Genomic DNA, 11,595 nt, shown 5'->3' on the forward strand with positions numbered 1-11,595 from the left:
CGAGCCCTCAGACCACCCGTCTCCCGGTCCGTTCCGCCACCGCCTTCTGCACAAAGTACATCGCGACTAGCGAGACGATTGCCGACGCGACGACGACGTAGCCGATCCGGTCGAAATGGAGCAGCGAACCATCCGGTTGTTGCGCGATGATGGCGGCGGCGAGGACCGAACCGAGCCCACCGGAGAGCTGCTGAAGCGACGCGCTGACCGCGCTGAATGAGCCGCGCTGGCTGGGGTCGGGGATCGCCGACATCAGCGCCTGCGACGGGATCATGCGCGAGAAGATGCCGACGAACATCAGCACGTTGACGAGGATCGCGGTCGCGAGCGAGACGTGGCCGAGATGGGTGTAGATCAGCACCATGATGACAGACACCACGCTGCCGAAGACGAAGGTCGGGTACTTGCCGAACGCGTCGCTCGCCCTGCCGACCAGCGGTCCCGTGACGATGCTGAACAGGCCGGAGACGAGATAGATCGTCGGCAGATGCAGGATGTCGATGCCGAGATTATGCACGGTGAAGGCGCTGGAGAACGGCATTAGCATGTATCCGCCCGTCGCCAGCAATGTCGTGACGGCGAAGGCCAGCGTATAGCGCGGTTGTCCGACGGTCGCGATCAGATGGCGGAACGGGTTTCTGTCCTGCTTCAGTTTCAGATGCGCGTCGACCGGCTCCATCGCGAAGGCGATGATTGCGATCGCAACGATCGACAGGCCGACGATCGCAACGAAGCAGACATGCCAGTTCCAGTGATTGGCGAGAAACAGCCCGGCGGGTATGCCGAGCACCTGGCTCGCGGCGAACGCCGTCTGGACGAAGCCCATCACGCGGCCGCGCAGGTGCAGCGCGAACAGATCGGTGATGATGGCCAGCACGACCGAGCCGATCACGCCGCCGAACAATCCGGTCACGATCCTGCCGAGCAGCAGCACATGGTAAGTCTGCGCCGCGGCACAGAGCAGGGTCCCGAGCATGAAGCCGACATAGAAGAACAGCAGCAGGCGCTTGCGGTCGAAGCGATCGGCAAAGCCGGCGGCCAGGATGCCCGACAGTCCCGCGCTGAACGCGTAGGCCGACACCGCGACGCCGAATTGCCCGGCCGTGATGTCGAGCGCCGGCATCAGGATGGCGCCGAGCGGCGACATGATGATGAAATCCAGAATGATCGTGAACTGCGTAAACGCAAGCAGCGCGATCAGGAGCGCCTGGTAGCGCGTAAAGCCGCGCTGGCGTTCCTGTTGGTCGTCGATAGGCGCAGCGAGCGTCTGTTCGGTCATGACACCTGATTTCATTGTGGGCGGGGCAGGCGAGCGCGCGAAAACTGGCAGATGGGGTCGGCCGGGAGGATTTTCACGGGGCGCGCGGCAAAAGCCCTGCCGGAACATGAAGCTGGCGCCGGGTTGTGGGATCCATGCAACAGCAGGGTGCATGGTTTGGACCCGGCATCCCCCAGGGGCCGCCGGCCCTTCTCCCCCCGGTTAAGTCGCCCTTAGCGAATGCCCCCTAGGCTCTCGGCCGTCCATTTCCCTGCTCCCCGGCCTCAGGGCCGGTCATGTTGCGGCAAGTCAGAGCGTTTTCGGATGGAGCAGCCTGCCTGGCACTACGATTCTGGCGTCCCCACACCGTCGGCGGTCCCCGCCGCGGCGCGGACGCTTGTCATCGATCTCGAAGGCGCCCTGCTCCGTTCCGAGCTGCTGCTGGAAGCGCTGTTCTCCAGCCCCGGCCGGATGCTGGCCCGCTTCGGCGCGGGTGGACGCCCGGGCATGGCGGCGCTCACGGATATCCTGGCGCGGGCCGAGCTCGACTACGCCCATCTGCCCTATGATGCCGACGTGCTGAACCAGGCCCTGGCGGCGCGGGCGGGGGGCGACAAGATTTATCTGGTGGCCGGCCGCTTGGCGCACCATGCGGCGGGCATTGCCGCGCATCTCGGGTTCGATGGCGTCGTTGCGCCGGCTGATCTCGCGGCGGGTGACTGGCTGCCGTTCGATCGCGCCTCGATGGAGCGCATCGAAACGCGCGGCAGCAGCCGTGCCAGCCTCAAAACCTGGGCGCAGGCGCTGCGCGTCTATCAATACGCCAAGAACACGCTGGTATTCGTGCCGGCGATCACGGCGCATCAGATGAACCTTGCGACGCTCGGCTATGCGTTGCTGGCGTTCCTGGCGTTCTCGGCCTGCGCGTCGGGCGCCTACCTGATGAACGATCTGCTCGATCTCTCAGCCGACCGGCAGCATCCGACCAAGCGCCATCGCGCGCTGGCGGCAGGTCGACTGCCGATGTCCTCGGCGCTGCTTGCGATTCCCGCGCTCTGGCTGCTCGCGGTCGCCGCCAGCCTCTGCATCTCGCCTTTGTTCCTCGGCGTGCTCGGTGGCTATCTCGCCACCACGATCGCCTATTCGCTCGTGCTCAAGCGCAAGATGCTGGTCGACGTCGTGACGCTCGCCGGTCTCTACACGCTACGCATCATCGCCGGCGCGGTCGGCGTCGGCGTGGTGCTGTCGGAATGGCTCTTGATCTTCTCGCTGTTCGTGTTCACCTCGCTGGCCCTGATCAAGCGCTTCAGCGAGCTCAGCATGCGCGAGAGCGCCGGCCTCGCCGATCCCTCCAACCGCGATTACAGGATCACCGACCTGCACATCATCGGCGCGATGGCGGCGGCAAGCGCCATGAACGCGGTGACCGTGTTCTCGCTCTACGTCTCCTCCTCCGCGGTGACGCCGCTCTACAGCCGTCCCTGGATGCTGTGGCTGCTCAACCCGCTGCTGCTCTACTGGTTCGGCCGTGCCCTGATGATGGCGCATCGCCGCGAGATGCCCGACGATCCGATTCTCTACACTTTTCGCGATGGCGCCAGCCGCGCGACGGTGGCGGCGATGATCTGCATCATGCTGGCGGCGATCTGACCGCGCCCCGGCGGGACCAGCTGCCGCTTGCGCGGCCCGCCGCCAGTGGCTACATCGCGGGCAATCCGATTAGCTTATGATGCCGACCGACCAATTCGATTGAGGTTTTGAAACGCCATGACCGTACGCCTGCATCGCGGCGACCTGCCCGACCTGTCCCGCTACACCGGAGCGGTGGCGATCGACACCGAGACCATGGGGCTGAACCCGCACCGCGACCGGCTCTGCGTGGTGCAGCTCTCGCCCGGCGACGGTAGCGCCGACGTGGTGCAGATCCCCAGGGGTCACACCGACGCGCCGAACCTGAAGGCCCTCCTGGCCAATCCCGCGATCACGAAGATCTTCCATTTCGCGCGGTTCGACGTCGCGGTGCTGTACCAGACGTTCGGCGTCATGACCGGCCCGATTTATTGCACCAAGATTGCCTCGCGCCTGACCCGCACCTACACCGACCGGCATGGCCTCAAGGACCTCGTGCGTGAGGTGCTCAATGTCGACCTCTCCAAGCAGCAGCAATCCAGCGACTGGGGTTCCGACAGCCTGACCGAGCCGCAGCTCGCCTACGCCGCCTCCGACGTGCTGCACCTTCATGCCCTGCGCGAACGGCTCGACGCCATGCTGGTGCGGGAAGGCCGCACCGCGCTGGCAAAAGCCTGTTTCGACTTCCTGCCGACCCGCGCCCTGCTCGACCTCCAGGGCTGGCAGGAAGAGGACATTTTCGCGCATTCCTGAGGCCTCGGGCCGCTGTTAGCTTAGGGCTGCCGCCCCGTTTCGGACACTTTCGTGCGGCCTGTCGCAGGCTGCATATTCAGGCGGCGCCGGATACAATGGCGTGCGCCCGTCAACCGGACGAGACGAGCGACACCTCGGGAGCTCAGGTGAATTCGGCCCAGAATCCAACCTACGACGCCGCGCTTGCGGCGAAGTTTGCCAGCGCGGCGCGCCACAGCCGCCTGGTGCGGATTCTGCGCATCGCGGTGCCGGTGACGGTGGCTGCGTCCATGGCCGCGATCGTCGCCGTCTCGACCTTCCTCAATCCGTTCCAGATCCCCGTGAAGCTCGACTCCGGAAATCTCGTGGTGACGGGCACCAAGATCACGATGGAAACGCCGCATATGTCCGGCTTCACCCCGGACCAGCGGCCCTACGAGCTCTGGGCCAAGACCGCGACGCAGGACATCACCGACCCCGATCATGTCGATCTCAACGATTTGCGCGCAAAGGTGCTGATGGAAGACAAATCCACTTTGCTGCTCGATGCGCGCACCGGCCGCTTCGACAACAAGCAGCAGCAGCTCGACCTGCACAAGGACATCTTCCTGCGCACCTCGTCCGGCTATGAGGCGCGGCTGAACTCGGCCTTCGTCGACATGGGCAAGGGAACGGTCTCCTCGGATGAGCATGTCGACGTCAAGCTGACCAACGGAACGCTGACCGCCGACCGGCTGCGGATCACGGAAGGCGGCGACGTCATCCGCTTCGAGGGCAATGTGGTGATGCATCTGGACAAGCTGGATGACCCCGCCGCTGCCCAGCCTGCGCCGGCCGAGCAGCCCGCGCCACCGGTGAAGACACGCACGCCTCAGAACAAGTCTGCCAATTCAAAGTGATTTTCATGGTGAGATTCTTTTCGCGCAACGAAGACAAGCGGTGCGCCATTCTCGGTGTGGCCGCGCTCGCCGTCACCGTCGCGCTGGTCGCAACCGGTGCGGCCGTCGCGCAGAGCACGATGCAAGGCGTGCCCAACGCAATGCAGGGCTTTTCGCAGAACCGCGACCAGCCGATCCAGATCGAAGCCGCCTCGCTCGAGATGCGTGACAAGAAGAAGGAGGCGACCTTCTCCGGCAATGTGAAGGTCATCCAGGGCGACACCACCATGACCTCGAAGACGCTCGTGGTGTTTTACGACTCCGGCGGCGGCGACAAGCCGGCCGCGCCGCAGCCCGCGGCGAAGGGGACCAAGGGTGCGCCGATGCAGTCGGCGCAGCCGGGGCCGGGCGGCAGCTCCTCGATCAAGCGGCTGGAAGCGCGCGGCAATGTCGTCGTCACCCAGAAGGACCAGGTGGTAACAGGCGAGACCGCCGTGTTCGACACCAAAACCAACCTCATCACCATGCTCGGCGGCGTCGTCCTCACGCAGTGCAGGAACGTGCTGCGCGGCGACCGTCTGGCGGTCGACATGACCACCGGCGTCTCGCGGGTGGAATCCGACAGCGGCAGGGTGCAGGCATTGCTGCCGCAGGGCGGCAGCAATGATTGCGGATCGGGGAGCCCGGGCAAGCCCGCTCCGGCGCCGCCTCTCCAATTGCCCGGCGCAGGCAAACAAAAGTAAATTCCTGAAGTAACTTCAAGCGCTTGGGCCAGATTCTCCCGATCCGAGGTTGAAGCTTGCCCGGCGAGGCTGTATCTAGCGCGAAGGGCTTTCCAAGCGGGGTTCGCCGCTTTTCGGGCGTGTTTCACTGGGCATGAGACATCCCTTCACTCATGCTGTGCTGGCGAATCGCAAGGCCGGTGCGGCAGATCGCGGGATCACGCGCGGATCATCGCGCAGGATTGTCGTGAAAGGCTAGAAGGCGGGATGGTCGATCTCTTCAGCATGTTCCGTCGGCGCCCCGCCAAGCGCGGCCGGCCAGGATTTGCGCGCCAGGACATCACCGCCCTCGGTGACAGCGTCGGCGGTCTCGTGCCCAGCCCGGTGCGGGATGCATCGCCGATCGCCCGCGACCAGATGCGCGCGCCCGACCATTTCCAGGCCGACTACCAAGCCGACTACGAGACCGAGCCGCCGCGTGCCCAGGCGGTTCACCCTGTCAGAGCCGCCAGCAGGTCTAACGGCGCCGGCGGACCGCAGCTTCTGAAGCGGCCGGGCTTCCTGGCTGTGCATAGCGTGGAAAAGAGTTTCGGCAGCCGCCAGGTGGTGCGCGGCGTCAGCATCTATGTGCGCCGCGGCGAAGCGGTCGGCCTGCTCGGCCCGAACGGCGCCGGCAAGACCACCGTGTTCTACATGATTACCGGCCTGATCAAGCCCGATCGCGGCGCGATCGAGCTCGACGGCCACGACGTCACCAAGCTGCCGATGTATCAGCGCGCGCGGCTCGGCATCGGCTATCTGCCGCAGGAAGCCTCGATCTTTCGCGGCCTCACCGTCGAGCAGAACATCCGCGCCGTGCTCGAAGTGGTCGAGCCCTCGCGCAAGAAGCGCGAGCAGCAGCTCGATTCGCTGCTCGACGAATTCAACATCACGCGCTTGCGGAAATCGCCGTCGATCGCGCTGTCGGGCGGCGAGCGCCGCCGCGTCGAGATCGCGCGCGCGCTGGCGACGCGTCCGAACTACATGCTGCTCGACGAGCCTTTCGCGGGCATCGATCCGATCGCGGTCGGCGACATTCAGGACCTCGTCCGCCATCTCACCAACCGCGGCATCGGCGTGCTGATCACCGACCACAATGTGCGCGAGACGCTCGGCCTGACCGATCGCGCCTATATCGTCTATGCCGGTGAAATCTTGACCGAGGGTAGCCCGGATGAGATCGTCGCCGATCCCGACGTTCGCCGGCTTTACCTTGGCGAGGAATTCCGCCTCTAGCCCTTTTTTCCCGTTCGTCAAGCCGTGTACATCGTGCCAAGACTAGGATAAGCAAAAATCGGACCAACTTTTGGGATCGGTTCTTGCTTCATGGCGCTCACGCAGAGATTAGAGTTCCGGCAATCGCAGTCGCTGGTCATGACGCCGCAGCTGATGCAGGCGATCAAGCTGCTGCAATTGTCCAATCTCGATCTCACGACCTTCGTGGAAGAGGAGCTCGAGCGGAACCCCCTGCTGGAGCGGGCCAACGACGAGCCGCCCGCGGGTGAAGCCCCGGCCGAGACCGGCCAATTCAGCGATTCCGACGGGGGCCACAACGACGAGCCGGGCGGCGGTCCGGGCGAGGCGTTCGAGCCGGGCCAGGAAGAATGGATGAGCAAGGATCTCGGCACCCGCGCCGAGATCGAGCAGACCCTGGACACGGGCCTGGACAACGTCTTCTCCGAGGAACCGGCAGAGGCCGCCGCGCGCAACGCCCAGGATGCGGCGCCGACCACCTATACCGAATGGGGCGGCGGTGCCTCCGGCGACGAGGACTACAATCTCGAAGCCTTCGTCGCCGCGGAGATCACGCTCGGCGACCATCTTGCCGAGCAGCTCTCGGTCGCCTTCACCGGCCCGGCGCAGCGCATGATCGGTCAGTACCTGATCGACCTCGTCGACGAGGCCGGCTATCTGCCGCCGGATCTCGGCCAGGCCGCCGAGCGCCTTGGCGCATCGCAAGCCGACGTCGAGGACGTCCTTGCCGTGCTGCAAAAATTCGACCCGCCCGGCGTCTGTGCGCGCAATTTGAGCGAATGCCTGGCGATCCAGCTCCGCGAGCTCGACCGCTACGATCCGGCGATGCAGGCCCTCGTCGAGCACCTCGATCTGCTGGCGAAGCGCGACATCGCTTCGCTGCGCAAGCTCTGCGGCGTCGACGACGAGGACATCGCCGACATGATCGGCGAGATCCGCCGCCTCAATCCCAAGCCCGGCATGAAGTTCGGCTCGGCGCGGCTCCAGACCATGGTGCCGGACGTCTATGTCCGCCCGGGCCCGGATGGCGGCTGGCATGTCGAGCTCAACAGCGACACCTTGCCGCGCGTGCTGGTCAACCAGACCTATTATTCCGAGCTGTCGAAGAAGATCGGCAAGGTCGGCGACAAGTCCTATTTCACCGACGCGCTCCAGAACGCGACCTGGCTGGTGCGCGCGCTCGATCAGCGCGCCCGCACTATCCTGAAAGTTGCGACGGAGATCGTGCGCCAGCAGGACGGCTTCTTCACCCATGGCGTGGCGCATCTGCGGCCGCTGAATCTGAAGGCCGTTGCCGACGCCATCCAGATGCATGAATCCACGGTGTCGCGCGTCACCGCCAACAAGTACATGGCGACAAATCGCGGCACATTCGAATTGAAATATTTCTTCACGGCTTCGATCGCCTCCGCCGACGGCGGCGAGGCGCATTCCGCCGAGGCCGTGCGCCACCACATCAAGCAGCTGATCGATTCGGAAGCGCCGTCGGCGATCCTGTCGGATGACACCATCGTGGAACGCTTACGCGCCTCGGGAATTGATATTGCCCGCCGCACGGTCGCAAAGTACCGCGAAGCCATGCGCATTCCCTCTTCGGTGCAACGCCGCCGTGACAAGCAGAGCGCTCTTGGTAACGTCCTCTCCACCGCAATGCCCGATCGCTCCCGCAACACCGAGCCGGCCTGATTGCGCTGGCGCGAAATCGCGCTACTCTCGATCCCCCATCGAGACCGATCCAAGCTGGGCACTTAAAACCAAGCGAGGCATCACATGACCCTCAGAATCTCGGGAAAGAGCGTCAGCGTCGGCGACGCCCTGCGCGGCCGCGTGACCGATCGGACCGACGAGGTCCTGCGTAAATATTTCGACGGGAACTATTCCGGCCACATCACCCTGAGCAAGGATGGCTTCGGCTTCCGCACCGACTGTGCCCTGCATCTTGATACGGGAATTACGCTGGAGGCCGATTCGAACGCGCCGGATGCCTATGCCAGCGCCGACCAGGCGCTCCTGATGATCGAGAAGCGGCTCAAGCGCTACAAGAGCCGGCTCAAGGACCGCTCGGCCCGCAAGGCCCATGTCGCCTCCGCGGCGCTGGCCGCCATGGACGCCACGAGCTACGTGCTGGAGGCGCCGGGCGAGGGTGAGGACGAGGACGAGGTCACCGGCTACAGTCCGGTCATCATCGCCGAGGCCACCACCTCGCTGAAGCAGCTGTCGGTGAGCGAGGCCGTGATGGAGCTGGACCTCAGCGGAGCGCCCTGCCTGGTATTCCAGCACGGCTCCAGCGGCCGGGTGAACATCATTTACCGCCGGGCCGACGGCAATGTCGGCTGGATCGACCCGCCGGGGCCCAAACCGGACGGTTAAGGGCTGGAACCGGCCCCCGTACCAACCGCAGCCCTTAACAATGAGCGGGGCAAAGCCGCACGCAGCAGTTGGCACCGGGATTGCGTTGGAGTAGAAGCGCCCCACATCAGGATCGGGGCTAAGTCCCCCTCCTGCTTCACCTTCTTGATGCCGGCCAGGCATGGTTTGACCAAGCTGGCCAATTCGGAACCTGACGGTTTAATTCACCTCGGAAACCTTCCATGCCGATTACCGATCTGGTCGCACCCGAGGCGATTCTCCCGGCATTGAAGGTCAACAGCAAGAAGCAGGCGCTTCAGGAGCTCGCGGCCAAGGCCGCCGAGTTGACCGGGCAGAACGAACGCTCCGTGTTCGAGGTGCTGCTGCAGCGTGAGAAGCTCGGCACCACCGCGGTGGGCTACGGCGTCGCCATTCCGCACGGCAAGCTGCCCAAGCTGGAAAAGATCTTCGGCCTGTTCGCGCGCCTCGATCGTCCGATCGATTTCGAGGCGATGGACGGCCAGCCGGTCGATCTGGTCTTCCTGCTGCTCGCCCCCGAAGGCGCCGGCGCCGATCACCTCAAGGCGCTCGCCCGCATCGCCCGCCTCCTGCGCGACCAGGACATCGCCAAGAAGCTCCGCGCCTCGCGCGATGCCCAGGCGATCTATTCGGTGCTGGCGCTGCCGCCCGCGACCGCGGCGTAACGTCGCCTGTCCTAGTCGTCCGCTGAGAAGCGGAATCGATCCACGCAATTGCCAATGTAGGCCGGCCATCCCCGTGGCATGCGCGCGGGATGTCGTGATCTCGCAATAGCCGGCAAGAGAACGCGAAAAATTTCCCCGCTTGAGACGTCCGGCACATCGCGCCTTGTCGGAGTCCGCTAAAGACGCCCACGAACGCAAGTGGCGCTAGGATCGACGCGCCGTCCTGCGCTTTCGCCGAGGTCGTTACCTATCGCCCGAAGGTCGGGCCCGTAGGATGAAAGTGGTTGGCGCGGTGCAGAGCAGGGCTGTTGTGGTGGGGCTAGTGATAGCAGGTACCGCAGTCCCGGCCGTCGCGCAGGATGCCGGATCGCTGCTCCGCGAGATGCAGCGGCAGCGGGAGATGCAGCGGCAGGAAAGGCTGCCGGCCCCTGGCGAGATTCGACCGCAGCAGGCGCCCGCCGCAATCCCCGACCGGGGCGAGCGCATCATCGTGAAGGGCGTTCGCTTCACCGGCAAGGTGGAGCTGCTGCCACAGGCCGAGCGCGAGCAACTCGTTGCCTCGGTGCGCGGCAAGCGCCTCGGCATCAAAGGGCTCTATGCGCTGGCCGATCAGGTGACGGCCGTGCTCCAGGGCCGCGGCCGGTTGCTGGCGCGCGCGCTGCTGCCGCCTCAGGACATCACCAACGGCATCGTCACGATCGAGATCGCCGAGGGCGCGCTCAAGACCATCACGCTCGATCGCGCCAAGGGCGTGCGCGTGCGTGAGGACCTGTTGCGCGCGATCATCGAGGGTCGTCTCAAGCCGGACGGCGTGACGCGGCAGGATCTGGAAGACGCGCTGTTGCGGATGAACGACCTGCCGGGCGTGTCGGTGCATGCCAAGCTCGCGCCGGGCGATGCGCCGAACACCAGCAAGCTCGTCGTCGGCGTCGCGCAGGCGCCCATTCTCGGGGGCGGTATTTGGGCCGATAATTACGGCAGCTCCAACGTGGGCAAGGCGCAGGGCAACGGGCTCATCTCGCTCACCGACGTGTCCGGCTACGGCGACCTGACGCGGCTCTCCGGCACGGTGTCGCAAGGGCAGGAGTACGGCTCGCTGGTGACGAGTGTGCCGCTCGGCGCCAGCGGCTTCATAGCCAATGCGAGCTACGGCTATCTCGACTACCACAATATCGACGCCATCGGCCGCGCCCTCGGTCTCACCGGTTTTGCCCATTTCGCCAATGGCGGCATCGACTACAGCCTGATCCGCTCGCGCGATTTCAACCTCCAGCTTGGCGGCACCGTGACCTGGAAGGCGCTGGTCGACGACAGCATCGTCGGAACGCTTCAGGACAAGCGGTCGACCTCCGGCACGCTCAGCCTCAACGGCGACCGGCGCGACGCGCTGCTCGGCGGCGGCATCACCAACTGGTCGGTGAGCTGGACTTTTGGCCACCTCGATCTCTCGCGCGTGGCGAGCGCGCTCGCGGCGGACCAGGCTGGGCTCCGGACGCTAGGGCAGTTCAATCGGATCAATGCCTCGGTTGCCCGGCTTCAGGCCTTGCCCGGCGACTTCGCACTGTTCGGTCGCCTCTACGGGCAATGGGCCGACAAGAATCTCGATTCCTCGGAAGATTTTGCGCTGGGCGGCCCGTTCGGCGTGCGCGGCTATCCCGTCGGCGAGGCGCGCGGCGATATGGGCGTGCTCGGCACGCTGGAGCTTCGCTACAACGCGCCGGTGCCTGTGCGCTTCGGCAGCCTGCAACTCGCGAGCTTCCTGGACGGCGGCTACGTCAAGATCAACGTGTCGCCGAACGGCATCGCGCCGGTCACTGTCTGCGGCTGCAACGATTACGGGCTCGCCAGCGCCGGCCTCGCCGCGCGCTGGACGCGCGAGTGGCTGAACGTCTCGGCGAGCTGGGCCCATACGCTGGGCGACAATCCCGGCCGTTCCATCATCACCGGCGCCAATGCCGATGGCGTCAAGGCCAACGATCAGTTCTGGCTGCAAGCCGGCATTCGCTTCTGATGTTTCGAGGGGGCACGCG

General features: G+C 65.4%; 10 protein-coding genes. 9 read left to right on the plus strand and 1 reads right to left on the minus strand.

All coding sequences use genetic code 11. The features are described from left to right. Positions 1-7 precede the first annotated feature (7 nt). Positions 8-1,279: an MFS transporter gene (locus AB7535_RS36665; protein WP_354113211.1), complete on the minus strand. Its 1,272-nt coding sequence runs from the start codon at positions 1,277-1,279 to the stop codon at positions 8-10. 303 nt (positions 1,280-1,582) lie between these two features. On the opposite strand from AB7535_RS36665, the gene AB7535_RS36670 reads away from it, so the two are divergent. The 9 genes from AB7535_RS36670 to AB7535_RS36710 all read left to right on the plus strand — a co-directional run bounded on the left by AB7535_RS36670 (position 1,583) and on the right by AB7535_RS36710 (position 11,576). Continuing rightward, on the plus strand, positions 1,583-2,908 hold the full coding sequence (locus AB7535_RS36670) for a UbiA family prenyltransferase (RefSeq protein ID WP_354113212.1): 1,326 nt from the start codon (positions 1,583-1,585) through the stop codon (positions 2,906-2,908). Between the two features lie 117 nt (positions 2,909-3,025). Beyond that, positions 3,026-3,640: a ribonuclease D gene (locus AB7535_RS36675; RefSeq protein ID WP_354113213.1), complete on the plus strand. Its 615-nt coding sequence runs from the start codon at positions 3,026-3,028 to the stop codon at positions 3,638-3,640. Between the two features lie 146 nt (positions 3,641-3,786). Next, positions 3,787-4,518, plus strand: a complete 732-nt coding sequence (gene lptC / locus AB7535_RS36680) for an LPS export ABC transporter periplasmic protein LptC (protein ID WP_063985962.1) — start codon at positions 3,787-3,789, stop codon at positions 4,516-4,518. Positions 4,519-4,523: 5 nt separating this feature from the next. After that, positions 4,524-5,240 (plus strand): LptA/OstA family protein, encoded by a 717-nt coding sequence (locus AB7535_RS36685; RefSeq protein WP_166347306.1) that lies wholly within the window; start codon positions 4,524-4,526, stop codon positions 5,238-5,240. 246 nt (positions 5,241-5,486) lie between these two features. Next, positions 5,487-6,494, plus strand: coding sequence for an LPS export ABC transporter ATP-binding protein (lptB, locus tag AB7535_RS36690; protein WP_354113214.1), 1,008 nt, complete (start codon positions 5,487-5,489; stop codon positions 6,492-6,494). Between the two features lie 90 nt (positions 6,495-6,584). Further along, positions 6,585-8,198, plus strand: a complete 1,614-nt coding sequence (gene rpoN / locus AB7535_RS36695) for an RNA polymerase factor sigma-54 (protein WP_354113215.1) — start codon at positions 6,585-6,587, stop codon at positions 8,196-8,198. An 84-nt stretch (positions 8,199-8,282) separates the two neighbouring features. Beyond that, the gene (hpf, locus tag AB7535_RS36700; RefSeq protein WP_063980189.1) at positions 8,283-8,882 is read left to right on the plus strand and encodes a ribosome hibernation-promoting factor, HPF/YfiA family; all 600 of its coding nucleotides are present in this window, start codon (positions 8,283-8,285) and stop codon (positions 8,880-8,882) included. 221 nt (positions 8,883-9,103) lie between these two features. Further along, complete coding sequence (gene ptsN / locus AB7535_RS36705) at positions 9,104-9,565, plus strand: PTS IIA-like nitrogen regulatory protein PtsN (protein WP_008141251.1); 462 nt, start codon at positions 9,104-9,106, stop codon at positions 9,563-9,565. A gap of 322 nt (positions 9,566-9,887) precedes the next feature. Further along, positions 9,888-11,576, plus strand: coding sequence for a ShlB/FhaC/HecB family hemolysin secretion/activation protein (locus tag AB7535_RS36710; RefSeq protein WP_439037534.1), 1,689 nt, complete (start codon positions 9,888-9,890; stop codon positions 11,574-11,576). Positions 11,577-11,595 lie beyond the last annotated feature (19 nt).

The organism is Bradyrhizobium sp. 956_D2_N1_4, from assembly GCF_052076025.1.
GTDB lineage: Bacteria > Pseudomonadota > Alphaproteobacteria > Rhizobiales > Xanthobacteraceae > Bradyrhizobium > Bradyrhizobium barranii.